This window comes from Modestobacter sp. URMC 112 (assembly GCF_053502575.1).
Map to the genome: position 1 here is coordinate 1,382,799 of NZ_CP199957.1, position 25,614 is coordinate 1,408,412.

The window sequence follows — 25,614 nt, forward strand, 5'->3', positions numbered from 1 at the left end:
GACTGATCGAGGAGAACGAGACCGATGGCCTCCATCGAGATGAAGAACATCGTCAAGCAGTACGGGGACGGGTTCCCGGCCGTCAACGACGTCAGCCTGGACATCGCCGACGGGGAGTTCATGATCCTCGTCGGCCCCTCCGGCTGCGGTAAGTCCACGCTGCTGCGGATGATCGTCGGCCTGGAGGACATCACCAGCGGCGACATGGTCATCGGCGGTAAGCGGGTCAACGACAAGGCGCCGCGCGAGCGGAACCTGTCGATGGTCTTCCAGAACTACGCGCTCTACCCGCACCTGACCGTGTACGAGAACATCGCCTTCCCGCTCAGGCTGGCCAAGACCTCCGACGACGAGGTCCGCCGCCGGGTCACCGAGGCCGCCGACGTCCTGGAGCTGCACGAGCACCTGGAGCGCAAGCCGGCCAACCTCTCCGGCGGCCAGCGGCAGCGGGTAGCGATGGGGCGGGCGATCGTCCGGCAGGCCGAGGCCTTCCTCTTCGACGAGCCGCTGTCCAACCTGGACGCCAAGCTGCGCGGGCAGATGCGCACCGAGATCTCCCGGCTGCAGCGCCGGCTGGGCATCACCACCGTCTACGTCACCCACGACCAGACCGAGGCCATGACCCTGGGCGACCGGGTCTGCGTCCTGCGCAAGGGCAAGATCCAGCAGGTCGCCTCGCCCCGGGAGCTCTACGAGCAGCCGGTCAACCTGTTCGTCGCGGGGTTCATCGGGTCCCCGCCGATGAACTTCCTGCCGGCCGGCGTCAACGGCGACACGTTGAGCACGCCGTTCGGCGACATCCGGCTCGACGAGCGCCGGGCGGCGGCCGTCCGCGGCAAGGACCTGCTCATGGTAGGCATCCGGCCGGAGTACTTCGAGGACGCGTCGCTGGTCGACGAGGCGAAGCGCCCGCTGGGATCGGTCTTCCGGGCCCGGGTGGACGTGACCGAGTGGCTGGGCGACTCCCAGTTCGCCTACATCCCCTACGAGGCACCCGACGCCATCCGCAACCAGCTGCGCGACCTGTCCCGCGAGCTGGACGCCGAGGAGCTGCGCACCCAGGCGATCGTCTCCATCGACGCCACGAGCCGGATCCGGGAGGGCCGGGAGGCCGACTTCTGGCTCGACAGCCGGAAGGTGCACGTCTTCGACCCGGCGACCGGTGAGAACCTGACCCGGGACGCCGAGGCCGGGGCCGCGCTGACCCGGATGGCCGCCGAGGACCGGGTCGAGCAGGTCGAGGAGGCCAAGGCGCGGGTCTCCGAGCGTCGCGCGGGCGCCGCCTGAGACGCCGGAACAGCAACCCCGCAGCGTCCGACCCCGGTCGTCGTCGGTTACGGCCGGGGTCGGTCGTGCCGTCCCGGCCCGGGGCGGACCGGTGCCCCGCTGACCGGGAGAGGAGGACGTCGTCCGTGACCTCCGCCGACGCGGAGCGCCCGTGGTGGCGCACGGCAGTCATCTACGAGGTGTACCTCCGCAGCTTCGCCGACTCCGACGGCGACGGCGTCGGCGACATCGGTGGGCTGCGGCGCCGCCTGCCGTACCTGGCCGACCTCGGGGTGGACGCCCTCTGGATCACCCCGTGGTACCCGTCCCCGATGGCCGACGGCGGCTACGACGTCCGCGAGTACTGCGACATCGACCCCCGGTTCGGAACGCTGGGCCAGGCCGATGCCCTCCTGGAGGAGGCGCACCGCGCCGGGCTGCGCGTCATCACCGACCTGGTGCCCAACCACACCTCGGAGCACCACCCGTGGTTCGTGGCGGCGCTCGCGGCTGGGCCCGGCTCCCCGGAACGGGCGAGGTACTTCTTCCGCGACGGCCGGGCAGGCGGCAGCGAGCCGCCCAACGACTGGATCAGCGCCTTCGGCGGGCCGGCCTGGACCCGGGTGACCGGTCCGGACGGGACCGGCGAGCAGTGGTACCTGCACACCTTCGCGCCCCAGCAGCCGGACCTGGACTGGGACCACGACGGTGTCCGGCGGGACTTCGACGACATCCTGCGGTTCTGGCTCGACCGGGGGGTCGACGGGCTGCGCATCGACGCGGTGCCCGCCATGGCCAAGGCCGCCGGCCTCCCCGATGCGGGGCACGGGCCCGGAGCGCTGTTCGAGTCGAGCTCGTGGGTGGACAGCCCGTACTGGGACGTCGACTCCGTTCACGAGGTGCTCCGTCGCTGGCGGAGGATCGGCGACGAGTACGACGGCGACCGGCTGTTCGTCACCGAGGCGGTGGTGAACGGCCCGGAGCGGCTCAGCCGGTACGTGCGGCCCGACGAGATGCACACGACGTTCAACTTCGACTACCTCAAGTGCCCCTGGGAGGCCACCGAGCTGCGGCGGGTCGTCGATGCGACGCTGGCCGCGCTCGAGCCCGTGGGTGCGCCGGCCACCTGGGTGCTGTCCAGCCACGACGAGACGCGGCACGCGACCCGGTTCGGCCGGACCGACAGCCGGGCCGCCACCATGGGCTTCGACACCGCCGCCGCGCCCGCCGACCCCGTCCTGGGGCTCCGGCGGGCCCGGGCCGCCGCGCTCCTCACCCTGGCGCTGCCGGGCGGGACCTACCTGTACCAGGGGGAGGAGCTGGGGCTGCCCGAGGTCGAGGACCTCCCCGAGGACGCGCTCCAGGACCCCACGTGGGAGCGGTCCGGGCACACCGCCCGGGGCCGGGACGGGTGCCGGGTGCCCCTCCCGTGGTCCGGCCGGGTCCCGCCCTTCGGCTTCACGGACGACGGGGTGTCGCCGTGGCTGCCGCAGCCGCCGGAGTGGGCCCACCTCACCGCCGAGGTGCAGCGGGACGACCCCGGCTCCACCCTGTCGCTCTACCGCAGCGCGCTCCGCCTCCGGCGGTCGCTGCCCGCGTTGCACGAGGCCCCGCTGAGCTGGCTCGACGGCGGTGCAGACGTGCTGGCGTTCCGGCGAGGACCGGACTTCGGCTGCGTCGTGAACCTCGGCGACCGGCCGGTCGAGCTGCCGGCGAGCGGCGTCGTCCTCCTGGCCAGCGGCCCCACGGACGGGGAGCTCCCGGCGGACACGGCGGCCTGGTTACGCCTGCGCGGGTGACCCCGGCGGCGGCGCGGTGGCTGCTCCGGGCAACCGCCTGGGACGATGGCACGGACAGCGTTCCCGGGTCGTGGTCGCCGCCGCCGGCGGGACGCGGCGCCGGACAGGAGGAGCCATGCCCAACCCGTTCGTGAAGCTGTGGAAGTACCTCACCGCCTCGGCCAACAACCAGATCGACCAGCGGGCCGACCCGAAGGTGCAGATCCAGCAGGCGATCGAGTCCGAGCAGCAGCGTCACCAGGCGCTGGCCAACCAGGCCGCGGCCGTGCTGGGCAACCAGCGGCAGCTGGAGATGCGGCTGAACCGCCAGCTCGGCGAGGTGGAGCAGCTGCAGGCCTCCGCCCGCCAGGCCCTGGTCCTCGCCGACCAGACCCGGGCGTCGGGCAACGTCGCGAAGGCCGCCGAGTACGAGGACGCCGCGCAGGCCTTCGCCACCCAGCTGGTCGCCGCCGAGCAGTCCATGGAGGACCTCAAGCGCAGCCACGACGAGGCGCTGCAGGCCGCCGAGCAGGCCAAGGGGGCGGTGGAGCAGAGCCGGATGCGCCTGCAGACCACGCTGGCCGAGCGCACCAAGCTGCTTTCGCAGCTGGAGCAGGCCAAGATGCAGGAGCAGGTGTCCGCCTCGCTGCGGTCGGTGAACGAGCTCTCCGCGCCGGGGAACACACCGAGCCTGGGCGACGTCCGGGACAAGATCGAGGCCCGCTACGCCAACGCCCTCGGTCAGGCCGAGCTGGCCCAGACCTCGGTCGAGGGCCGGATGCTCGAGGTGCAGAAGGCCACCCTCGACGTCGCGGGTGCCTCGCGGCTGCAGCAGATCCGGTCCGGGATGTCCGGGGGCACCCCCGCGGTCACCGGCACCCCGGCGGCCGGTGCCCTCGGCCCTGGTCAGGGCACCGACGCGCAGCCGGGTGAGCCGGTCGCCCAGCCGGCTGCCCAGCCGTCCGCCGAGCGCCCGGAGCAGTGACGGAAGGACCTCGTCCTCCTCACCCCTCGCACGCTCGGGGTGAGCCTCGGGACGAGGCCTGACCCACGCCTCGCAGGCGCGGGGACCGGGGCGGAGCCCCGTCGTCCGTCAGGGCGGCGGGGCTCCGGTGTTCAGTAGCGGCTGGCCAGCGACGGCGGGCGGCCGGGCTCCCCGGTACGGGCCGAGGGGTCGATCGGGCTCGTGGCGGCCTGACAGGTCGGGCACCACCAGGTGACCCGCTCCTGCAGGTCCGGACCCTGGTCGCCGAGCAGGATCGGGGTGCGGCACCGGCGGCAGGGCCGCCCCTTGCGGCCGGCGACCCAGTGGTCCTCGCCGCGGCGGGTGCTGCCGGTGGTGCTCTGCTCGGGGTGGTCGCGGTTCGCCAGCATCAGCGTGCGGGCCCGCTCCACCAGACCGGCCAGGTCCGGGACGTCCGCCACCCGCATCCAGGGGTGCACACCGGCCAGGAACAGCGACTCGACCTTGTAGAGGTTGCCGGGGCCGGCCAGGTTCCGCTGGTCGAGGATGGCGACGCCGATCTGCTCGTCGGGTTGGCTGCGCAGCCGGCGCAGCACCTCCTCGAGGTCCCAGTCCGGGCCCAGCACGTCCGGGCCGAGGTGGCCGACCAGCTCGGACTCCTGCGCCGTCGGCACCAGACGCATGTCGTGCAGCCGGTACCCCACGCACTCCCACTCGTCGGTGGCCAGCACGGCGCGGACGTCGTACGCCGGGCCGCCCTTCCACGTGGAGCCCGGCCGGTAGATGTGCCAGCTGCCGTCCATCCGGTAGTGCGTGCGCAGCGTCCGGCCGTCGGCCAGCCGGGTGAGCATGTGCTTGCCGCGGGGGACCACCTCGGTGACCGTGGCGCCGGTGAGGTCGACGGCCGCCAGCTGGGGCACCCGGAACTCGCCGCGCCGCAGCGCGGCACCGGCCAGCGCGGTGTTCATCCGCTTCGCCGCCAGCCAGACGGTGTCTCCTTCGGGCACGTCGTCCATGATCCCCGTCCGGAGGCCGGCCTGCTCCCCGCCGTCGTGCGGGCAGTGCTGTCTCGCGGCCCACGAGACAGCCCTGGGCGCACATCGGACTCCCGGCCGGTCCCCTGTGAGGGCGACGACACCGGGAACAGCCCCCGATCGCTCAGCGCTGAGGGACCCGTGGACGTGACGACGCGACTGCGCAAGCTGCCCGACCGGCTGACCGGGGCCTCCGCCGACCCGGAGACGCAGCCGGTGACGGTCACCGTCGCGCGGGTCGTGCGTGCCGAGCAGCGCGAGGCCTTCGAGCAGTGGGCGGCCGAGGTGCAGGAGCTGGTCGCCACCTTCGCGGGCCACCTCGGGTCCTCGCTGCTGCGGCCGGGGCCCGGCAGCGACGAGTTCCACCTGGTGTACCGCTTCGCCGACGACGCGTCGCTGGCCGCGTGGGAGCGCTCGCCGGAGCGGCGCGCGGCGCTGGAGCGGGTGAGCCGGCTGGTCGAGGACGAGCGGGTGGCCCGCGCCGTCGGGCTGGAGACCTTCTTCGCCGTCCCGGCGAGGCCGGGGCCGGCCTGGCGCAGCTGGGTCCTCACTGTCGCCGTCGTGCTGGTGTTCACCACGAGCTTCCAGCTGGTCGCGATGCCCTTTGTCGCCGACTGGCCGTGGCTCCTCCGGCTGCTGCTGTCGGCGGTCTACGTGGTGAGCGCCCTGCGCGTGCTCATGCCGCGGCTCAGCCGCTGGCTCGGGCCGTGGCTGCAGGGCTCCCGCCGACGCCGAGGCTGAGCCGGTCGCCGACACCGCCGCGCAACCGCGACGCGCACGGCTCGACCGCGCCGCGGCACGCTGCCCGGCTCAGCCAGACGCCGCGCGGCCCCGCCGCCCGGCCGCGCGGCCCCGCCGCCCGGCCGCGCGGCCCCGCCGCGACCCCCGCGGCTCAGCCACAACCCCCGTGGCTCAGCCGCGCAGCCGCAAGCCCCGCGGCGTGGCGGCGAAGCCGGCCGCCTGCAGCGCCGCGGACAGCGGGCCCGCCTCGTGCACCGAGGCGCCGTCGGCCTTCTGCACCGTCATCCGCCCCAGCGCGCCGGACGCCGCGGCGCCGGACAACGCGGTGGCCGCCTCCTTGAGGGCGGTCTCGTCCTCGGTCCAGGACAGCAGCGTCTTCCCGCCCCGCTCGACGTAGAGCACGAGCTCCCCGTCGACCAGCACCACCAGGGCGCCGGCCTTGCGGCCGGCCCGGTGTCCGGTGGCCTTGCGCCGCCCGGTGCCCTCGCCGAGGTCCACCGCCGGCACCTCCTCTCCGGCCGGGTCCTCGGCCGTGCCGACCGTCCGTTCCGGCCAGGGCAGGGCGGCGCCGTAGACGTTGGCCGGGTCGGTGGCGGCCAGCACGACCGCGCCGCCGGGCACCCGGTCGAGGGTGGCGAAGCTGCGCAGCCGGTCGACCGACCCGGGGGTGCCGAACTGCGCGGCCCCCAGTGACTCGACGAAGTACCCGCGGCGCGCCCGCCCGTTCTCCTCGAACGCCCGCAGCACCGGGTAGACCGCCGAGAAGCCGCCCGGGACCTGCTCGGCCATCACCGCCCCGCGGGTGAGCACGCCGTGCCGCTCGAGCAGCGACTCCGCGCGCGCCGTCGTCCGCTTGGTGCCGTTCGGCTCCAGGTCCGGCAGCCGGGACCAGCGGCCGGCCACCGTCGGCGGGCCGGTGCGGCTGGGCAGAGCGGGCCGGCCGAGCCGGGTCCGGCCGTACCGCGATCGGTCGAGCCGGGCCCGCGGCGCGGCGGGGGCCTTGCGGTGGGTGCCGCCGCCGGCCAGCCGGGCGCGGAGCGGGGCGAGGGTGTCGTTGGTGAGGGCGCCGGCCCAGACCAGGTCCCAGACCACGTCGGAGAACGCCTGGTCGTCGGTGGCCCCCACCCGGTCCGACAGCGACCGGAAGAACAGCGCCTGCCCGCCGGCCAGCTCCTCGAGCACCTGGGCGGCCGCCCCACCCTCGTCGACCGCACCGCCGGGCGGCTCGGGCAGCAGCAGCGGTGCCACGTCGGCCGGCACCAGGGTGATCCAGCCGTCCCCGCCGGACAAGCTCCCGGCACCGGCCCACAGCACCTCGCCGGCGCTGGTCAGCTCGTCGAGCATGGCGGGGGAGTAGCCCGGCACCCGGGACGGCAGCACCAGGGTCTCCAGCGCCGAGGCCGGCACGAGCGCCCCGGCCAGCTGCTCCACCACCGCCAGCACGCCGTCCACGCCGCGGAGCCGGCTGCCCACCGACTGCCAGGACGGCGTGAAGCGGGCCAGCGTGCCCACCGGGACCGGCTCGACCTCCTGGCGGAGCTTGGCCAGGCTGCGCCGGCGGATGGACCGCAGCACCTCGGCGTCGCACCACTCCTGGCCGATCCCGCCGGGACGGAACTCCCCGGTCACCAGGCGCCCGCTGCCCACCAGCCGCTGCACCGTGGCGGTCACCACGGCCACGCCCAGCCCGAGCCGGGTGGCCACCTCGCCGGGGACGAACGGACCGTGGGTGCGGGCGTAGCGGCCGACCAGGTCGCCGAGCGGGTCCGCGACCGGCTCGGTGAACACCTCGGGCACACCCACCGGCAGCGCGGTGCCCAGCGCGTCGCGCAGCCGCCCGGCGTCCTCGATGGCGACGTACCGCAGCTCGCCGGCGATCCGCACCTGCAGCGCCCGGCGGGTGGTGACCAGCTCCTCCAGCCAGGCTGCCGGCACGCCGCGGACGCCGGCCTCGGCGACGGTCAGGTCGCCGACCACCCGGAGCAGGTCGGCGCCGCCGTCGACGTCGCGGGGGTGCCGGTCGAGGGGCAGCCGCTGCAGCTCGGCCTCGATCTCGCCGAGGGCGTCGGAGTCCAGCAGCTCGCGCAGCTCCGAGCGGCCCAGCAGCTCGGCGAGCAGGCCGGTGTCCAGCGCGAGCGCCTGCGCCCGCCGCTCGGCCAGCGGCGCGTCGCCCTCGTAGATGAACTGGCCGACGTAGCCGAACAGCAGCGACTGGGCGAACGGGGACGCCGTCTGGGTCTGCACGTCGACCAGGCGGACCCGACGGGCCCGCACGTCGGCCATCAGCTCGACCAGCCCGGGCACGTCGTAGACGTCCTGCAGCACCTCCCGCACGGCCTCCAGGGTGATCGGGAAGGCGGAGAACTCGCTGGCCACCGACAGCAGCTGGGCCGCGCGCTGCCGCTGCTGCCACAGCGGCGTGCGCCGGCGGGGGTCACGGCGGGGGAGCAGCAGCGCCCGTGCGGCGCACTCCCGGAACCGGCTGGCGAACAGCGCCGAGTTGCCCACCTCGGCGGTCACCTCGCGCTCCACGTCGTCCGGGTCCAGCAGCGCCAGGTCGGCCTCGGGGACCTCGCCGGTGGTGTCCGGCAGTCGCAGCACGATCCCGTCGTCGGAGTGCATGGAGGCCACGTCGACGCCGTACCGCTCCCGCAGCCGGGCGGCCAGCACCAGCGCCCACGGGGCGTTGACCTGCGCGCCGAAGGGGGAGTGCACGACCAGCCGCCAGTCGCCCAGCTCGTCGCGGAACCGCTCGACCAGCAGCGTCCGGTCGTCGGGGAGGTGGCCGGTGGCCTGCTTCTGCTCCGCCAGGTAGGCCAGCAGGTTCGCCGCGCCCCACTCGTCCAGCCCGGCCGCCCGCGCCCGCTCGGCGCCGGCCTCGGGCGTCGCCGACCCGACCTCGCGCAGGAAGGCGCCGAGCGCCCGGCCCAGCTCCAGAGGCCGGCCCAGGGTGTCGCCGTGCCAGAACGGCATCTTCCCCGGCTGACCGGGGGCCGGGGAGACGAGTACCCGGTCGTGGGTGATCTCCTCGATCCGCCAGGAGGAGGACCCGAGCAGGAAGACGTCGCCGGTGCGCGACTCGTAGACCATCTCCTCGTCGAGCTCCCCGACGCGCTTGCCGCCCTCCCCGGCACCGGACACCAGGAAAACGCCGAACAGGCCGCGGTCGGGGATGGTGCCGCCGCTGGTGACGGCCAGCCGCTGGGCGCCGGAGCGAGCAGTGAGGGTGTCGGTGACCCGGTCCCAGGTGAGCCGGGGCCGCAGCTCGGCGAACGCGTCGGAGGGGTAGCGGCCGGCCAGCATGTCCAGCACCGCGTGCAGGGCGGAGTCCGGCAGCGAGGCGAAGGCCGCCGACCGGCGCAGCACGGCGGCCACCTCGTCCACCGTGCGGGGCCGCTCGGACACCATGGCCACCACCTGCTGGGCCAGCACGTCCAGCGGGTTGCGCAGGTAGCGGGTGGACTCGATCGCCCCGGCGCGCATCCGCTCCGCGACGACGGCGCTCTGCACCAGGTCGCCGCGGAACTTCGGGAAGATCACGCCCTCGCTGACCGCGCCGACCTGGTGCCCGGCCCGACCCACCCGCTGCAGCCCGGCGGCCACGTTGGGCGGGGACTCCACCTGGACGACGAGGTCGACCGCGCCCATGTCGATGCCCAGCTCCAGGCTCGAGGTGGCGACGACGGCGGGCAGCTGGCCGCTCTTGAGCGCCTCCTCGACGACCGCGCGCTGCTCGCGGGACACCGACCCGTGGTGCGCGGAGGCGACCGGGCGGAAGTCCACCGGCAGCCCGCCGCCCGCACCGGCCTGCGCGATGACCTGCGCGGCGCTGGTGCCCGGCGGCAGCGTCTCGCCGGTGGTCCGCTCGTAGGCCAGCTCGTTGAGCCGGCTGGTCAGCCGCTCGGCCAGCCGGCGGGAGTTGGCGAAGACGATGGTGCTGCGGTGGCCCTCGATGAGGTCGAGCACCCGCTCCTCGACTGCCGGCCAGATCGACGTCCGCGGCTGGTTGCCCGCCGCGGAGCCCTCCAGCTCGCCCGTCGGCTGGCCCAGGGTGCTCATGTCCTCGACCGGGACGACGACCGAGAGGTCCCACTGCTTGGTCGACGGCGGGGCCACGACCTGCACCGGCCGCCCGCCGGCCAGGAAGGTCGACACCTCCTCGATCGGGCGGACGGTGGCCGAGAGGCCGATCCGCTGCGCCGGCCGCTCGAGCAGCTCGTCGAGCCGGTCGAGGGACACGGCCAGGTGCGCTCCCCGCTTGCTGCCGCAGACGGCGTGCACCTCGTCGAGGATCACCGTCTCCACCCCGCGCAGCGCCTCCCGCGCCTGGCTGGTCAGCAGCAGGAACAGCGACTCGGGTGTGGTGATCAGGATGTCCGGCGGCCGGCGGGCGAAGGCGCGCCGCTCGTCGGCCGGGGTGTCCCCGGACCGCACGCCGACGGCGATCTCCGGCCGCGGCAGGCCCAGCCTCGCCGCGGCCTGGCCTATCCCGGCCAGCGGGGCGCGCAGGTTGCGCTCGACGTCGACGGCCAGCGCCTTGAGCGGGGAGACGTAGAGCACCCGGCAGCGGGTGAGCTCGTCGGCCGGCGGCGGCCCGGCGGCCAGCCGGTCCAGCGACCAGAGGAACGCCGCCAGCGTCTTCCCCGACCCGGTGGGCGCCACCACCAGCGCGTGCTCACCGCTGCTGATAGCCTGCCACGCGCCCTCCTGGGCCGCGGTCGGCTCGGCGAAGGCACCGGTGAACCAGGCCTGGGTCGGCGCGGAGAACCGGTCCAGCGCCGAGGAGGGGGCGGACGGGGCGGCGGGCACGTCGTCCAGTGTCCACAGGGGGACGACAGTTCGCCGTCCCCCGCCAGGCTGAGAGCCCCGGGCGGTCAGCCCGCCGGCGCGAACAGCTCCAGCGCGATGCCGTCCGGGTCGCGGAACTCCAGGATGGCGCCGACGCCGATGTCCTTGACCCCTCCGTGCGCGACGCCGCGCTCGTCGAGGACCGCGACCGCGGCGTCGAGCTCGGCGCGGGAGGCGACGGCGAAGCTCAGGTGGTCCAGGCCGGTGCGGTCCTCGTCGAACCGGTCACCGCCGACCGGCCGCAGCCCGAGCAGGGAGTCGCCGAGGGCGTAGACGACGCCGCCGTAGAGCCACCACAGCTGTTCGCGGGTCGCCTCGTCGGCGTCGGCGGGGACCTCGAAGGCGACCGGCAGGCCGAAGACGTCGTCGTAGAAGGCCCGGGACCGGTCGATGTCGCTGACGGTCAGCCGGACGTGGGAGAAGGACCTGGTGGGGATGGCCATGGGGTGAGCATGGAGGCCGACCCGGGTGGCCGCCTCCGGACGCTCGTCGACATGTCGACGAGCCGTTCCCTCGACTCGCTCAGAACTACACTCGTGTAGTTCTGCGGGTCCGGGGGAGCGGTGATGAGGCGAGCGCGTGTGCAGTCCTCCACCATCCGCGCTGTCGGGTACGACCTCGAGCACTCCGTCCTCGAGGTCGAGTTCCACGGCGGCGGGGTCTACGACTACCTCGACGTCCCGCCTGAGGAGGCGCTGGCCTTCCTGGAGGCCGACAGCCTCGGCCGCCATCTCAACGCGCGGATCAAGCCCCGGTACGCGTACCGCCCCGTGCACCGGGCGGGCTGACCCCGGTTCCCGCCGGCCCACCGGCTCGGCCAGACTCCGGAGCATGCGCCGTTCGCTCTACCAGGCCGACCACGACGACTTCCGGCACAGCGTCCGGGCGTTCCTGGAGAAGCAGGTGGCGCCCTTCCACGCCCGGTGGGAGGACGAGGGGATCGTCCCGCGCGAGGTGTGGACCGGCGCGGGAGCGCAGGGGTTCCTCGGCATGGACCAGGACGAGCGGTACGGCGGCGGCGGGGTGCGCGACTTCCGCTACGCCGCCGTCCTGGACGAGGAGCTCACCCGGATCGGCGCGACCGGCGTGGGCTTCCCGCTGCACAACGACGTCGTCGGCCCGTACCTGCGCGACCTGGCCACCGAGGAGCAGAAGGCGCGCTGGCTGCCCGGCTTCTGCGCCGGCGAGCTGGTCACCGCCATCGCCATGACCGAGCCGGGGACCGGCAGCGACCTGCAGGGCATCACCACCACCGCGCGCCGGGACGGCGACGACTGGGTGCTCGACGGCGCCAAGACCTTCATCACCAACGGCGTCAACGCCGACCTGGTGGTCGTCGTCGCCCGGACCGCGCCGGACGCGCCGGCCTCGCGCGGCACCAGCCTGCTGGTCGTCGAGCGCGGCATGCCCGGGTTCACCCGCGGCCGCAACCTGGCCAAGGTCGGGCTCAAGGCCCAGGACACCGCCGAGCTGTTCTTCGACGGCGTCCGGGTGCCGGCCGCCAACCTGCTGGGCACCGAGCACGGCGGCTTCGGGCACCTGATGGAGAACCTGCCCCAGGAGCGGCTGTCCATCGCCGTCACGGCGGTGGCCATGGCCGAGACGGTGCTGGGCCAGACGGTGGAGTACGTGACCACGAGGACGGCGTTCGGCAAGCCGGTCGGCTCCTTCCAGAACACCCGGTTCGTGCTCGCCGAGCTGCAGACCGAGGTGACCATCGCGCGCACGTTCCTCGACGAGTGCATCCGGCAGCTGGGCAGCGGCGACCTCACCGCGACCGACGCCGCCATGGCCAAGTACTGGACGACGGAGCTGCAGAACCGGGTCGCCGACCGCTGCCTGCAGCTGCACGGCGGCTACGGCTACATGGAGGAGTACCCGGTGGCCCGGGCCTGGCGCGACGCCCGCGTGCAGTCGATCTACGGCGGCACCAACGAGATCATGCGCGAGATCGTCGGGCGGTCGATGGGCCTCTAGCAGGTCAGCAGGCCGAACCGCTCCTTGAGGGCCAGCACCCGCAGGGCCGACTCGTCCACCCGCTCGGCGAACCCCGGGTCGGCCTCCGAGCGTTCGGTCAGTGCCCCGGCCATCGTCGCGGCGTCCTCGGCCACGATCGTGAGGACGACGTCCACCCCGGCGCCGACCGCGTCCACCGCCCGCTGGCCGACCGGGACGTCGGACACCTCCACCGCGGCGCCCTGGTCGTCGCTGACCGCGACGCCGTCGAACCCGAGCCGGTCGCGCAGCAGGGCCAGGACGGCCGGGGAGGAGACGGCCGAGCGGTCGGGGTCGAGCTGCGGGTAGCGCGCCGAGCTGACCATGACCGCCGCGGCACCGGCGTCCACCGCCGCCGCGAAGGGCTGCAGGTGGGGGTCGGTCGGGGAGGTCTCGGGGTCCGCGGCGCCGGTGTCGGTGTCGGTGTTGACGTCGACCCGGCCCAGCCCGGGGAAGTGCTTGACCGTGGCGGCGACCCCGGCGTCCTGCAGCCCGGCGACCACGGCGGTCACCGCCGCGGACACCGCGGCCGGGTCGGTGCCGTAGTGGCGGTCGTACTCCCCGATCGGCGGGTTGGCGTCCTCGGTGCCGGCGGGCACCGTGTCCGCGACCGGCGCGAGGTCCATGGTGACGCCGGCGGCCCGCAGCTGCCCGGCCCACCCGGCGACCGTCCGGCGGAGCTCCTCCGGCGGCCGGCGGGCCTGCTCCAGCGCGGGCGGCAGCCGGTCGAAGCCGGGGCCCTGCAGCGTCTGGACCGCGCCGCCCTCCTGGTCCACGGCCACCTGCAGCGGCAGCTCCACCGCCTCCTGGAGCCGGGCGACGGCGGCCCCGACCTCCTCGGCGGGGGCGGCGCTGCGGCCGGCGAGGAAGACCCCGCCCACGCCGACGTCGGCCACGGACCCGTAGCCGCCGACCGGGTCGGTCGCCGGTACCCCCACCATGAGCAGCTGCCCCACCCGTGCCCGCCGGTCCAGCCCGGCCAGGGTCTGCTCGGCGCACGACCCGGCCGGCGCCGGGGAGGCGTCCGGGGACCGGTCCCCCGATGCCGACGTCGGGTCCGGCGGCCGGGGAGCCGAGGCGGCCGGCGTCCCGGACGCCCCGCTCCCGCAGCCGGTCAGCAGCAGGGCGCCGGTCAGCAGGGCGGCACGGGCGGCTCGGCTGCGCATCCTCCCTGTGTACCCACCCGGGGTGACGGAGTGCGACCGGGCGGGCAGACTCGCCGCGTGACCGGCGACCTGCCCCCCGCCCCGCAGGTCCCCGCGTCATCCGCCGCGGCGCAGGCGGCCGCCGTCCAGCGACGGACGCTGCCCCTGCTGTCGGCCGTCGTGGCCCTCGGCGGCCTGGGGGTCACCGTGGGCATCACCGTCGGCGGCCTGCTCGCCCGGGAGGTCGCCGGCTCGGACGCCGCGGCCGGTCTGGGCCAGACCGCCAGCGTCCTGGGGGCCGCGGTGATCGCCCTGCCGCTGGCCCGGGTGAGCGACCGGGCCGGCCGGCGGGCGGGGCTGGCGCTGGGCTACGGCATCGCCATGGGCGGGGCGCTGCTGGTGGTCGCCGCGGCCGCGCTGTCCTCGCTGCTGCTGCTCGTCGCCGGGCTCTTCCTCTTCGGCGCGGCCACGACCAGCACGCTGCAGGCCCGGTACGCCGCCGCGGACCTCGCCGAGCCCGAGCGCCGCGGCCGGGCGCTGTCACTGGTCGTCTGGGCCACCACCGTCGGGTCGGTGCTCGGGCCGAACCTCGCCGGCCCCGGCGACGACCTGGGCCGGGGGCTGGGCCTGCCGCCCCTGGGCGGGGCGTTCGTGCTGCCCATCGCGGTGTTCGCCGTCGTCGCGGCCGGGGCGCTGGTGCTGCTGCGGCCCGACCCGCTGCTGCTGGCCCGCCGGCTGAAGGCCGGGGCGGGCCCGCAGGTGGCCGTGCGGCGGACGGGGACCCGTGCGGCGCTGGCTGCGGTATGGGCGACCCCGGGCGGGCGGTTGGGGCTGACCGCCGTCGTCGTCTCGCACGCGGTGATGGTCGGGCTCATGGTCATGACGCCGGTGCACATGGGCGCGGGCCACCTGGACGCCGGCGGCACGACGCTGCGGGTGATCGGCCTGGTGATCAGCGTCCACGTGGCCGGCATGTACCTCTTCTCGCCGGTCGTCGGCTGGCTGGCCGACCGGGCCGGGCGCTCGGCAACCGTGGCCCTGGGCGCTGTGCTGCTGCTGCTCGCCGCGCTGGTGGCCGGGACCGCGCCGCCAGGAGCCGCCGTCCAGCTGGGGGCCGGGCTGTTCACCCTCGGCCTCGGCTGGTCCTGCGGGCTGGTCGCGGGCTCCACGATGGTCACCGAGGCGGTCGGCGCCGACGTGCGCCCCACGGCGCAGGGCGCGACCGACCTGCTCATGGGCCTCGGTGCCGCGCTGGCCGGCGCCGTCGGCGGGCCGCTGCTGGCCTGGGGCGGCTTCGGTCTGGTGGCGGTGGTCTCGGCAGCGCTCGTCGTCCCGCTGGCGGTCGTGTGGGCCGGTGCCCGCCGGGCTCCGGGGACGACGGCCCCCGACCCGGCCGGTGCCCCCTCGGGCGGTGCGGAGCGGGCGGACAGCGGTCCGGCCCCGGCCGACGGCGGTCAGCGGCGCCGGCGGTAGTCGCGGACCAGCAGCAGGATGCTGACCAGCAGCACCGCTGCGACGGCGAGCTGCAGCAGGAGGTCCCAGGTGCCCGAGCCGGTGCTGGGGAACATGGGTCCAGCCTAGGCGCGGGGCACGGTGCCGGCGGTCGCCCGGAGCCCTGGTGGGTACCGTCGTGCCCGTGCGCCTGCAGGAGTTCTGGTCCAGGATGCGCGACCAGTTCGGGTCGATCCGCGCCGAGAGCGTGGCCCGGGACCACGTCCTCGCCGCCGTCGGCGGGCGGACGGCGGTGGAGGCCATCGAGGCCGGGGTGCCCGTGCGGTCGGTCTGGCTGGCCATCTGCGACGAGTACGACGTCCCACCGAAGAGGCGCTGAGGGCTCCCTCCTGCTGCCCGGCACGCCCCTGGGCACGTCCTCTGGCGTGTCGCTGGATTCGAACACACGTTCGGCCTAGCCTGGCGTCCACAGGGCTCGACGTCGTCCACAGGTGGGCCCGGTCCGGCGAAACTGTCGGACCCCCGCCCTAGCGTCGGCGACGACCCGCTTCCCGCGACACCAGAAGGTGGCCACCATGGCAACGCTCGACCGCGACAAGGCCCTCGACATGGCCCTCGCCCAGATCGACAAGCAGTTCGGCAAGGGCTCCGTCATGCGCCTGGGCGACTCGCCCGAGGTCGCGATGAAGGTGATCCCGACCGGCTCCATCGCCCTCGACATCGCCCTCGGCGTCGGCGGCCTGCCCCGCGGCCGCGTCGTCGAGGTCTACGGCCCGGAGGCCTCCGGCAAGACGACGGTCGCCCTGCACGCGGTGGCCAACGCCCAGGCCGCGGGGGGCATCGCGGCGTTCATCGACGCCGAGCACGCCCTGGACCCGGAGTACGCGCGCGCCATCGGCGTGGACACCGACGCGCTGCTGATCAGCCAGCCCGACACCGGTGAGCAGGCGCTCGAGATCGCCGACATGCTGATCCGCTCCGGCGCGCTGGACGTCATCGTCATCGACTCGGTGGCCGCCCTGGTGCCCCGCGCCGAGATCGAGGGCGAGATGGGCGACAGCCACGTCGGTCTGCAGGCCCGGCTGATGAGCCAGGCGCTGCGGAAGATCACCGGTGCGCTCAGCAACTCCGGCACCACCGCGATCTTCATCAACCAGCTGCGCGAGAAGGTGGGCGTGGTCTACGGCTCCCCGGAGGTCACCACCGGTGGCCGGGCGCTGAAGTTCTACTCCTCGGTCCGGCTCGACGTCCGCCGCATCGAGACCCTCAAGCAGGGCACCGACGCGGTCGGCAGCCGGGTCCGGGTCAAGATCGTGAAGAACAAGGTGGCCGCGCCGTTCAAGCAGGCCGAGCTCGACCTCATCTGGGGCACCGGCTTCAGCCGCGAGGGTGGGCTGATCGACATCGGCGTCGAGCAGGGCTTCGTCCGCAAGTCCGGTGCCTGGTACACCTACGAGGGCGACCAGCTCGGGCAGGGCAAGGAGAACGCCCGCACCTTCCTGCGGGACAACCCCGACCTGGCCGACGAGATCGAGAAGAAGATCAAGGAGAAGCTGGGCATCGGGCCGAAGCTCGACGCGCCCGCGGACGAGCCGGCGGACTTCTGATCCTCCGGTGACCGACTCCCTGTTCGACGAGGGCCCGGAGCCGGCGGGCGAGGGCGCCCGCCGGCCCGGTCGCCGCCGCGCCGGTGGCTCGGGCCGGGGCAGCTTCGGGGGCGGCCGGTCCTCCTTCGGCGACGGCGGCCGGGCCCGACGCCGGAGGCCGGCCGAGGAGCCCGCCGATCCCGGCGCCCCGGGCGAACCGGGCCCCGCGGACGGCCCGGCCGACGACGAGATGGCCGACCCGGAGGCCGTGGCCCGCGGGATCTGCCTGCGCGCCCTCACCGGGGCCGCGAAGACGCGGCAGCAGCTGGCAGAGCTGCTGGACCGCAAGGACGTGCCCCCGGAGGCTGCGGAGGCGGTGCTCGACCGGTTCACCGAGGTCGGGCTGATCGACGACGCGGCGTTCGCCGCGGCGTGGGTGTCCTCACGCCAGGCCGGCCGGGGCCTGGCCCGCCGGGCGCTGGCCCAGGAGCTGCGCACCAAGGGCGTCGACGGCGACGTGGCCGCCGCCGCGGTCGCCGAGCTCGACCCCCAGCTCGAGTGGGACACCGCCCGCCGGCTGGTGGAGCGCAAGGCGCCCGGCATGCGCCGCCTGGACCGGGTCACCGCCGAGCGGCGCCTGATCGGCATGCTGGCCCGCAAGGGCTACGGCGGCGGCCTCGCGGGCATCGTGGTCCGGGAGGCGCTCGACGACCTGTTCACCGGCGCCGACGACGATCCCGAGGCCGACGGGCCGGACCTGCCCTGACCGGGTGACGACCGGCGCCCCTCCGCACCCGCGGCCGCATACTGGGCGCCTGAGCACCCCGGCCGGGGCGCCGTCGACCGGAGGGCCCTGATGGACCTCGTGCTCACCCTGGTTGCGCTGTGCGCGGTCCTGCTGACCATCCGCCTGGTCCGGAGCCGGCGTCGCCGCCTCGAGGCGCTGGCCGAGCTGGATGCCGGCCGCACCTCCTCCGACGTGGCCGGCCGCACCGTCTCCGGCCCGGAGGCCGCCCGCGGTCGCGGCAATCAGCACAGCTGGCTGCTCGGCGGTGGCCGGTCGGGCGGCTGACCGCACCCCCGTCCGCCCCAGGACGCTGCCCAGAACGCCGAGAGCCTGGACGCCAGCAGCCCACAACGCCAGCAGCCCGGATCCGTCAGGATCCGGGCTGTCGGCGTTCAGGAGTCGTCGCGTGGCCGGCGACGACCGGTGGTCAGCGGTCCAGCCAGGCGATCACGTCGACGGCCACACCGTCGGCGGCGTCGTCGTCCGGCACCAGCCAGCGGCGGCCGCGCTCCTGGCCGGCACCGAGCCACAGCTGGATCGAGGTGTTGAACTGCGACATGGTCAGCTCCTTGGCCCGCGCCGGCGAGCTCACCGGGCCGAGGAAGGTCACGTCGCTCTCCTCGCCCGACGGGTAGCGCAGCACGACGCGGCAGCGGGAGCGGCGGTGCCGGGCCGGGGGCACCGCCTCCCGCACGACCGCGGACTCCGCGCCGGCGGCAGCGGCGAACCCCGCGGCCGACGAGCGCAGCCGACTCACGAACAGCTGGGCCGTGTCGGCCAGGTCCGGGGCTAGGACGGGAGCTGCGGCAGTCATGCCCTTGATCTCGGCAGTCCGTGCCCGGGCCGGAACGGGCTGGAAGTGCCAAGCAGTGCACCGTCGACCCGTCAATCCGCGCGCCGGTCGACGCGACGCGGTGTGCGGACCAGCAGCCCCCGTCACGCGTGGCACAACTGAGGTCGACCATGCGCGCATCCGGCGGCCACGTGACACCACCCGCGGGCGGGCCGCCGCCCGGTGACCCGCCTCGGGACGTCGGCCCGGTGGTCGCCGGGCCGGACGTCAGCCCGAGTACGCCCTCCGGCCGGCCTCGGCGACCTGGTGGTCCTCCTCGACCGTCCCGGCGCTCACGCCGACGCCACCGGTGACCGCACCGTCGGCATCGGTCAACAGCACCCCACCACCGAAGACGACGAGGCGCCCACCGGTGGTCGACTCGATGCCGAAGAGTGGCTGTCCGGGCTGCACGAGGCCCGCCAGTTCGCGGGTGTCGGTCTGGAAGTAGACGGCGGTCAGCGCCTTCTTCTGCGAGATGTCGACGCCGATGAGCTTCGTGCCGTCCATGGACGCGAACGCGACCAGGTTGCCCCCGTCGTCGACCACGGCGATGTTCATCGGCTGCCCGATGGTCGTCGCCTCCGCTTTGCAGGCTTCGATGACCGCATCCGCCTGTTCCAGGGTGATCTGCCTGCCCATCGTGCCTCCACTGCACTCGGGTGATGCGACGGTGCGCCCTGCCTGCAGCAGGGATGGGACGGCTCCGGAGGTCCGACGGGACCTCCGGACTCCGTGGCGGTAGTAAAGCGTGATCCAGGCCACCGCTCCACATGCCACCCCTGTGTCGTTGGGAGGTCACCGTCCGGGCCGATCGCCGAGGGCCGTCGGACAGCACGGTGAGCACGAGTGCCCTGCAGCACGTGGAACGGCCATGGCGTCGGGACGGGCGGGCCGTCGCCGACCCTTGGGACGGGCCGGACGGTGCAGGGGCAGTCAGGCGGTCCGGGACGGTCCCGGGGTGGCGGCGTCCAGCGGCGTGATCTCGTCGGGCAGCCCGACCGCCGTCGTCCCGGCGGTGCGGCGGTCCCGGTTGGTGCGCCGGGCGATCACCTTGGCCACCTGGGAGAGCGCCACGTTGATCAGGATGTAGATCAGCCCGGCGGCCACGTAGAGCTGGAAGGTGTACTCGTTGCCGAAGCGCGGGGTGAAGAACTCCACCAGGCTGCGTGCCTGCCGGAGCAGCTCGAAGTACCCGATGATGAAACCCAGCGAGCTGTCCTTGAGCAGCACGACCAGCTGCGCCACCAGCACCGGCAGCATCCGCCGGACGGCCTGGGGGAGCAGCACCAGGGTCATCACCTGGGACTTGCGCAGGCCGATGCCGAACGCCGCCTCCCGCTGGCCCCGGTCCACCGACAGGATGCCGGCGCGGAAGATCTCGGCCAGCACGGCCATGTTGTAGAGCACCAGCCCGCCGGTGAGCGCGGCGTAGGCGCTGAGCCGGACCCCGAAGCTCGGGAGCACGAAGTACAGCGTGAAGATGACCACCAGCAGCGGGATGGCGCGGAAGAACTCGATCAGCGTGGCGACCGGGATGCGCACCCAGCGGTGGTCCGACAGCCGGCCCACCGCCAGCAGCAGCCCGAAGACGGTGGCGAAGACCATCCCGACCGCGGCCACCTGCAGCGTCCGGACCAGCGCCTCGCCGAGGGCCTGGGGCACGCCGCTGGCCGGGTCGAACAGCACCGCCCAGCGCTGTGGGTCCAGCTGCTGGTTGCCGGCCAGCCGGACGAGCACGAAGGCGACGACCGCCAGCACCAGCAGGGCGCCGACGACGGTGCCGATGCGGATCCGGGCGCGGGCCTTGGGGCCGGGCAGGTCGAAGAGGACGGGCGTGGTCATCGCAGGATCGCCACCCGGCGCTCGACGCGGTTGATGGCGTAGGCCGACGGGACCGTGATCAGCATGTAGCCGGCCACCACGGCCAGCAGCACCAGCAGCAGCTCACCGGCGTTGGCGTTGGACAGCCGCTGCAGGGAGGCGGTCAGCTCGGTGACGGCGAACCCGGCGGCGATCGAGGTGTTCTTGACCATCGCGATCCACACGTTGCCCAGCGGCGGGACGACCGTGCGGAACGCCTGTGGCAGCACCACCTCGCGCAGCGACTGCCCGAAGGTGAGCCCGATCGCCCGGGAGGCCTCGGCCTGGCCCGGGGAGACGGCGTTGATGCCGGAGCGGACCGCCTCGCAGACGAACGCCGCGGTGTACAGGCCGATGGCGACCACCGACCCGGTGAAGAAGGACAGCGAGAAGTCGATCTGCGGCAGGCCGAAGATCATGAAGAAGAAGACCACCGTCAGCGGGGTGTTGCGGAAGGTCTCCACGTAGAAGGTGGCCAGGCCGCGCAGCGGCGTGATCGGGCTGACCCGGAACGCGGCGAGCAGCGTGCCGAGCACCAGGGCCAGCAGGCCGCCGAGCAGGGACAGGCTCAGCGTCGTGAGGAAGGCGTCCCGGAGCAGCGGGAAGTTGTCGACGAAGAACTGCACAGCGCCTCCTCTCGAGGCTGGGGAGCGCGGCACCGCCGGGCGGGGAGGCCCCGTCCCGGCGGTGCCGGTCCGGTCGGGTCAGTAGCGGTCGACGGCCGGCGGCTCGGGGGCCTCCTGGCCGCTGATCGCACCGGCGGTGCGGTCCCAGGCGTCGGCCCAGGTGCCGTCCTCGTAGGACTGCTCCAGGACGTCGTTGATGAAGTCCCGGAACTCGTCGTCGCCCTTGGTCAGGCCGATGCCGTAGGGCTCCTCGGTGAACGGGTTGCCCACCAGCTCGAAGCCCTCGGGGTTGCCGGCGACCAGGCCGGTCAGGATGACGTTGTCGGTGGTGACCGCCTGCACCTGGCCGTTGGTGAGGGCGTCGGCGCACTTGGAGTACACGTCGAACAGCGTCAGCTGGGCCTCGGGGTACTGGGTGCGGATGTTCTCCGCCGGCGTCGAGCCCTCCACCGAGCAGACGTTCTTGCCGGCGAGGTCCTCCGGGCCCTCGATCCCCTCCGGGTTGCCCTTGGCGACCATGATGTCCTGGCCCGCCTCGTAGTACGGCCCGGCGAAGTCGATGACCTCCTTGCGCTTGTCGTTGATCGTGTAGGTGGCCACCACGATGTCGACCTGGCCGTTCTGGATGAACGGCTCCCGGTTGGCCGACACGGTCTCGACCCACTCGATGTCCTCCGCGGCGATGCCCAGCTCCGCGGCCACGATCTTGGCGATCTCCACGTCGAAGCCCTCGGGCACGCCGTCGGGGTTCAGCAGCCCGAAGCCGGGCTGGTCGAACTTGGTGCCGACGGTCATGGTGCCGGCCTCGGAGAGCTCGGCCATCGTCGTCCCCGCCTCGAAGGAGACGTCCTCGGCGACCTCGGCGGTGCCCTCGGCGGCCTCCTCGGCCTGGTTGCCGGCCTCGCTGGAGCAGCCGGCCAGCACGACGCCGAAGGCGGCGATCGCGGCGATCTTCTGGGTGATGCGCATGGGGTCCTCTCGGTGTTCGGGTGGGTCAGTGGTTGAGGATCTTGGAGAGGAAGTCCTTGGCCCGGTCGGACGTCGGGTTGGTGAAGAAGGTCTCCGGGACGGCGGACTCCACGATGCGGCCGGCGTCCATGAACACGACCCGGTTGGCCGCCCGCCGGGCGAAGCCCATCTCGTGGGTGACCACGACCATCGTCATGCCGTCCCGGGCCAGCCCCACCATCACCTCCAGGACCTCGTTGATCATCTCGGGGTCCAGCGCGGAGGTCGGCTCGTCGAAGAGCATCACCTTGGGGTCCATGGCCAGCGCCCGGGCGATCGCCACCCGCTGCTGCTGGCCACCGGACAGCTGGGCGGGGACCTTGTCGGCCTGGTGGCCCACCCCCACCCGGTCCAGCAACTCCCGGGCGCGCTTCTCCGCGTCGCCCTTGGACTGCTTGCGGACCTTGACCGGGCCGAGGGTCACGTTCTCCAGCACGGTCTTGTGCGCGAAGAGGTTGAAGCTCTGGAAGACCATCCCGACGTCGCTGCGCAGCCGGGCGAGCTCCTTGCCCTCGTCGGGCAGCCGCTGGCCGTCGATGGTGATCTCGCCGGACTCGATGGACTCGAGCCGGTTGATGGTCCGGCACAGCGTCGACTTGCCCGAGCCGGACGGCCCGATGACGACGACCACTTCGCCGCGGTCGATCGTCAGGTCGATGTCCTGCAGGACGTGCAGTTCGCCGAACCACTTGTTGACGCCGGACAGGCGGACGAGAGGCTCTCCGGTCGGACGTTCGGTCACGGTGGGTGACCCTAGGCGGCGTCGCCACCCGGGCAGGTCGCGGGGCCATCACGAAGCTGTAACGAAGCCGCCCCGATGCCGGGGAGCCGCGCCGTCCGGCGCGCCGTCACCCTGGGTGGCCCGTCGGCCGGGCGGGACGGCGGGGAGGTGGGGCGGCGGCCGGGTGGAGGGAGCGGGTCCGGGTACCGGCCGGACATGGCGCCGACCCCCGACCCGGAGTCCACGACACCGTCCGGCACGGCACCGTCCCGCATCGCCACCGCCCTCGCGCGCGGGGTCCTGGCCGGAGAGGTGGGGACGGCGGCGATGACGGCGTTCCAGCTCCTGGTCGAGATGCCGCTGACCGGACGCCCGCCGAGCTACGCGCCGGCCGACATCGCCGAGGCGGTGCTGCCACTCCACCCGAGGACCGCCCGCGGGCGGACCCGGCTCAACTGGGTCACCCACTTCGCGCTCGGCGGCGCGTGGGGCGCGGCGCACGGGCTGGTGACGCTGGCCGGGCTGCGGGGACAGCGGGCGGTCCACGTGCTGTTCGGCGTCCTCTACCCGGTCGACGTGCTCGCTGGTGCGGCGCTGGGCGTCTACTCCCCGAGCCGCTGGACGGTGCGGGACTGGGTGGTCGACGCGGGCAACAAGTACGTGGCCGTGCAGGCCACCGCCTTCGTGCACGACCGGTTCCTCGACCCCGCCGGCTGACGGCCGGACCGGCGGCCGGGCCGTCGTCCGTACGATCGCGGCGTGGAACAGGGCAAGACCTACCGGGTGCGCACCTACGGCTGCCAGATGAACGTGCACGACTCCGAGCGGCTGTCCGGCCTGCTGGAGTCGGCCGGGTACCGGGCCGCGGCCGAGGGCGACGACGCCGACGTGGTCGTGCTCAACACCTGCGCGGTCCGGGAGAACGCCGACAACCGGCTCTACGGCAACCTCGGGCACCTCCGCCCGGTCAAGGACGCCCGCCCGGGCATGCAGATCGCCGTGGGCGGCTGCCTGGCGCAGAAGGACCGCGGCGAGATCGTCCGCCGCGCCCCCTGGGTCGACGTCGTGTTCGGCACCCACAACGTGGGGTCGCTGCCGGCGCTGCTGGAGCGCGCCCGGCACAACGCCGAGGCGCAGGTGGAGATCGCGGAGGCCCTCGAGGTCTTCCCCTCGTCCCTGCCGGCCAAGCGCGACTCCGCCTACTCCGGCTGGGTGTCGATCAGCGTCGGCTGCAACAACACCTGCACGTTCTGCATCGTCCCGGCGCTGCGCGGCACGGAGAAGGACCGCCGTCCCGGGGACGTGCTCGCCGAGGTGCAGGCGCTGGTCGACCAGGGCGTGCTGGAGGTGACCCTGCTCGGGCAGAACGTGAACAGCTACGGCGCCGAGTTCGGCGACCGCGGCGCCTTCGCCGACCTGCTCCGGGCCACCGGGGCGATCGAGGGGCTGGAGCGGGTCCGGTTCACCAGCCCGCACCCCAGCCAGTTCACCGACGACGTCATCGCCGCCATGGCCGAGACCCCGGCGGTGTGCCCGCAGCTGCACATGCCGCTGCAGTCCGGCTCGGACGACGTCCTGCGCCGGATGCGCCGCGCGTACCGGCAGGAGCGCTTCCTGGGCATCATCGACCGGGTCCGCGCCGCGATGCCCGACGCGGCGATCACCACCGACGTGATCGTGGGCTTCCCCGGGGAGACCGAGGCGGACTTCCAGGCCACGCTGGACGTCGTCGCCCGAGCCCGCTTCGCCAGCGCCTTCACCTTCCAGTACTCCAAGCGCCCCGGGACGCCGGCCGCCGAGATGGACGGCCAGCTGCCCAAGGAGGTCGTGCAGGAGCGCTACCTGCGGCTGACCGCGCTGCAGGAGGAGATCAGCTGGGCGGAGAACCGCGCGCAGGTCGGGCGCACCGTGGAGCTGCTCGTCGCCGCGGGCGAGGGCAGCAAGGACGCCGCCACCGGCCGGCTGTCCGGGCGGGCCCGGGACGGCCGGCTCGTGCACTTCACCGCCGCTCCGGGCATCCGTCCCGGCGACGTGGTGGAGACCGTGGTCACCCAGGCCGCCCCGCACCACCTGGTGGCCGACGGCCCGCTGCTGTCGCACCGGCGCACCCGGGCCGGCGACGCGCACGAGGCCGGGACGACGCCGACGACGCCGGGCGTGCTGCTGGGCATGCCGCGGATCGGCGTCCCCGCCTGAGCCTCCCCGCCTGAGCGACCCGGCCCGAGCGACCCCGGGCGCCTCCGGGCGCCCCGAGCAGCGAGCGCTTAGGCCAGGTCGAGCAGCAGGTCGGCGAGCTCCTGCGGGCGGTTGTGCGGGACCAGGTGGGTGGTCGCGATCTCCCGGTACTCCCACGCCGGTGAGCGGCGGGCCCGGGCGGCCGCCGCGTCGAACGCGGCCGCGCCGGCCGCGTCCGGGGCGTCGGCGGTGGCCCGCACGTAGACCCGCCGGACGGCGTACTCCTCCAGCGGTCGGGCCAGCCGGACCGGCTCGGTGAAGCAGCCGATCGGCTGCGGCGTGCGGCGCGGGACCGCGAACGCGGCCTCTGCCGGGTCGTCGAACTGCCGGTCGACGGGCGGCACCAGCCACGGCGCGCCGACCATCGCGGTCGCGGCCGGCCGGCCGAGCAGCCCGAGGACGGTGTCGCCGTCCTCGGGGACGAACGCGTCGAGGAAGACCAGCGACCGGACCCGGTCGCCGATGTGCTCCATCGCCGCGCCGACCACGAAGCCGCCGTAGGAGAACCCGAGCAGCACGATCCCGCTGAGGTCCTCGTACAGCACGTGGTTGACGACGTCCTCCACGTGGGTGCTCAGGCGCACCTGCGGACCGGTCAGGTGCACCCGCTCCCCGATGCCGGTCAGGCTCGGGGTGAACACCTCGTGACCGGCGGCGGTGAGCAGCGGGCGGACCCGGCGGAAACCGTGCGCGCCGCCCCAGGCGCCGTGGACCAGGACGTAGGTGGTCATGG

Annotated in this window: 24 protein-coding genes; 13 read left to right on the top strand and 11 right to left on the bottom strand. The window is 74.4% G+C overall.

What is annotated here, in order from left to right:
• The first annotated feature begins 24 nt into the window (after nt 1-24).
• The 3 genes from ACWIX6_RS06600 to ACWIX6_RS06610 all read left to right on the top strand — a co-directional run bounded on the left by ACWIX6_RS06600 (nt 25) and on the right by ACWIX6_RS06610 (nt 4,029).
• The gene (locus ACWIX6_RS06600; protein WP_448616039.1) at nt 25-1,287 is read left to right on the top strand and encodes an ABC transporter ATP-binding protein; all 1,263 of its coding nucleotides are present in this window, start codon (nt 25-27) and stop codon (nt 1,285-1,287) included.
• 125 nt (nt 1,288-1,412) lie between these two features.
• Nucleotides 1,413-3,065, top strand: a complete 1,653-nt coding sequence (locus ACWIX6_RS06605) for a glycoside hydrolase family 13 protein (protein ID WP_448616040.1) — start codon at nt 1,413-1,415, stop codon at nt 3,063-3,065.
• 115 nt (nt 3,066-3,180) lie between these two features.
• Nucleotides 3,181-4,029, top strand: coding sequence for a PspA/IM30 family protein (locus ACWIX6_RS06610; RefSeq protein WP_448616041.1), 849 nt, complete (start codon nt 3,181-3,183; stop codon nt 4,027-4,029).
• A 131-nt stretch (nt 4,030-4,160) separates the two neighbouring features.
• Here ACWIX6_RS06610 and ACWIX6_RS06615 read toward each other — a convergent pair whose 3' ends face one another.
• Nucleotides 4,161-5,024 (bottom strand): DNA-formamidopyrimidine glycosylase family protein, encoded by an 864-nt coding sequence (locus ACWIX6_RS06615; protein WP_448616042.1) that lies wholly within the window; start codon nt 5,022-5,024, stop codon nt 4,161-4,163.
• Nucleotides 5,025-5,189: 165 nt separating this feature from the next.
• On the opposite strand from ACWIX6_RS06615, the gene ACWIX6_RS06620 reads away from it, so the two are divergent.
• Nucleotides 5,190-5,783, top strand: coding sequence for an antibiotic biosynthesis monooxygenase (locus tag ACWIX6_RS06620; protein WP_448616043.1), 594 nt, complete (start codon nt 5,190-5,192; stop codon nt 5,781-5,783).
• Between the two features lie 171 nt (nt 5,784-5,954).
• On the opposite strand, the gene ACWIX6_RS06625 is transcribed toward ACWIX6_RS06620, so the two are convergent.
• Together ACWIX6_RS06625 and ACWIX6_RS06630 are read right to left on the bottom strand one after the other, a co-directional pair.
• Nucleotides 5,955-10,592, bottom strand: a complete 4,638-nt coding sequence (locus ACWIX6_RS06625; protein ID WP_448616044.1) for an ATP-dependent helicase — start codon at nt 10,590-10,592, stop codon at nt 5,955-5,957.
• 65 nt (nt 10,593-10,657) lie between these two features.
• Nucleotides 10,658-11,074 (bottom strand): VOC family protein, encoded by a 417-nt coding sequence (locus ACWIX6_RS06630; RefSeq protein ID WP_448616045.1) that lies wholly within the window; start codon nt 11,072-11,074, stop codon nt 10,658-10,660.
• 123 nt (nt 11,075-11,197) lie between these two features.
• Here ACWIX6_RS06630 and ACWIX6_RS06635 point away from each other — a divergent pair, with 123 nt between their 5' ends.
• Both ACWIX6_RS06635 and ACWIX6_RS06640 read left to right on the top strand, forming a co-directional pair.
• Nucleotides 11,198-11,419, top strand: coding sequence for a KTSC domain-containing protein (locus ACWIX6_RS06635; RefSeq protein ID WP_448616046.1), 222 nt, complete (start codon nt 11,198-11,200; stop codon nt 11,417-11,419).
• Between the two features lie 43 nt (nt 11,420-11,462).
• Nucleotides 11,463-12,608, top strand: coding sequence for an acyl-CoA dehydrogenase family protein (locus tag ACWIX6_RS06640; protein ID WP_448616047.1), 1,146 nt, complete (start codon nt 11,463-11,465; stop codon nt 12,606-12,608).
• Here the strand turns inward: ACWIX6_RS06640 and ACWIX6_RS06645 are convergent.
• Complete coding sequence (locus ACWIX6_RS06645; protein WP_448616048.1) at nt 12,605-13,792, bottom strand: glycoside hydrolase family 3 N-terminal domain-containing protein; 1,188 nt, start codon at nt 13,790-13,792, stop codon at nt 12,605-12,607. The two genes, ACWIX6_RS06640 and ACWIX6_RS06645, sit on opposite strands and share 4 nt — an antisense overlap.
• Before the next feature lie 57 nt (nt 13,793-13,849).
• Between ACWIX6_RS06645 and ACWIX6_RS06650 the strand changes: the two genes are divergently transcribed.
• From ACWIX6_RS06650 to ACWIX6_RS06670, 5 genes are all read left to right on the top strand, one after another.
• Nucleotides 13,850-15,244, top strand: a complete 1,395-nt coding sequence (locus ACWIX6_RS06650) for an MFS transporter (RefSeq protein WP_448616049.1) — start codon at nt 13,850-13,852, stop codon at nt 15,242-15,244.
• 163 nt (nt 15,245-15,407) lie between these two features.
• Nucleotides 15,408-15,602, top strand: coding sequence for a DUF3046 domain-containing protein (locus ACWIX6_RS06655; RefSeq protein ID WP_448616050.1), 195 nt, complete (start codon nt 15,408-15,410; stop codon nt 15,600-15,602).
• A 196-nt stretch (nt 15,603-15,798) separates the two neighbouring features.
• Nucleotides 15,799-16,830 carry a recombinase RecA gene (gene recA, locus ACWIX6_RS06660; protein WP_448616051.1) on the top strand — a complete coding sequence of 344 codons (1,032 nt, stop codon included), beginning with the start codon at nt 15,799-15,801 and terminating at the stop codon, nt 16,828-16,830.
• 7 nt (nt 16,831-16,837) lie between these two features.
• Nucleotides 16,838-17,575: a regulatory protein RecX gene (locus tag ACWIX6_RS06665; protein WP_448616052.1), complete on the top strand. Its 738-nt coding sequence runs from the start codon at nt 16,838-16,840 to the stop codon at nt 17,573-17,575.
• Between the two features lie 90 nt (nt 17,576-17,665).
• Entirely contained in the window at nt 17,666-17,881 is a 216-nt protein-coding gene (locus tag ACWIX6_RS06670; RefSeq protein WP_448616053.1) for a hypothetical protein, read from the top strand.
• Between the two features lie 142 nt (nt 17,882-18,023).
• On the opposite strand, the gene ACWIX6_RS06675 is transcribed toward ACWIX6_RS06670, so the two are convergent.
• The 6 genes from ACWIX6_RS06675 to ACWIX6_RS06700 all read right to left on the bottom strand — a co-directional run bounded on the left by ACWIX6_RS06675 (nt 18,024) and on the right by ACWIX6_RS06700 (nt 22,667).
• Nucleotides 18,024-18,410 carry a hypothetical protein gene (locus ACWIX6_RS06675; RefSeq protein ID WP_448616054.1) on the bottom strand — a complete coding sequence of 129 codons (387 nt, stop codon included), beginning with the start codon at nt 18,408-18,410 and terminating at the stop codon, nt 18,024-18,026.
• A gap of 246 nt (nt 18,411-18,656) precedes the next feature.
• The gene (locus tag ACWIX6_RS06680; RefSeq protein ID WP_448616055.1) at nt 18,657-19,070 is read right to left on the bottom strand and encodes a GlcG/HbpS family heme-binding protein; all 414 of its coding nucleotides are present in this window, start codon (nt 19,068-19,070) and stop codon (nt 18,657-18,659) included.
• Nucleotides 19,071-19,364: 294 nt separating this feature from the next.
• Entirely contained in the window at nt 19,365-20,273 is a 909-nt protein-coding gene (locus tag ACWIX6_RS06685) for an amino acid ABC transporter permease (protein ID WP_448616056.1), read from the bottom strand.
• The gene (locus tag ACWIX6_RS06690; protein WP_448616057.1) at nt 20,270-20,917 is read right to left on the bottom strand and encodes an amino acid ABC transporter permease; all 648 of its coding nucleotides are present in this window, start codon (nt 20,915-20,917) and stop codon (nt 20,270-20,272) included. Before ACWIX6_RS06690 ends, ACWIX6_RS06685 begins: the two co-directional genes overlap by 4 nt.
• 78 nt (nt 20,918-20,995) lie before the next feature.
• A complete protein-coding gene (locus tag ACWIX6_RS06695) occupies nt 20,996-21,886 on the bottom strand; it encodes a glutamate ABC transporter substrate-binding protein (RefSeq protein ID WP_448616058.1) in 891 nt (296 codons plus the stop codon).
• Nucleotides 21,887-21,911: 25 nt separating this feature from the next.
• Nucleotides 21,912-22,667 (bottom strand): amino acid ABC transporter ATP-binding protein, encoded by a 756-nt coding sequence (locus tag ACWIX6_RS06700; protein WP_448616059.1) that lies wholly within the window; start codon nt 22,665-22,667, stop codon nt 21,912-21,914.
• Between the two features lie 195 nt (nt 22,668-22,862).
• On the opposite strand from ACWIX6_RS06700, the gene ACWIX6_RS06705 reads away from it, so the two are divergent.
• Nucleotides 22,863-23,363 (top strand): hypothetical protein, encoded by a 501-nt coding sequence (locus ACWIX6_RS06705; protein ID WP_448616060.1) that lies wholly within the window; start codon nt 22,863-22,865, stop codon nt 23,361-23,363.
• Nucleotides 23,364-23,405: 42 nt separating this feature from the next.
• On the top strand, nt 23,406-24,842 hold the full coding sequence (gene miaB / locus ACWIX6_RS06710; RefSeq protein WP_448616061.1) for a tRNA (N6-isopentenyl adenosine(37)-C2)-methylthiotransferase MiaB: 1,437 nt from the start codon (nt 23,406-23,408) through the stop codon (nt 24,840-24,842).
• 68 nt (nt 24,843-24,910) lie between these two features.
• On the opposite strand, the gene ACWIX6_RS06715 is transcribed toward miaB, so the two are convergent.
• Nucleotides 24,911-25,612, bottom strand: coding sequence for an alpha/beta fold hydrolase (locus ACWIX6_RS06715; protein WP_448616062.1), 702 nt, complete (start codon nt 25,610-25,612; stop codon nt 24,911-24,913).
• Nucleotides 25,613-25,614 lie beyond the last annotated feature (2 nt).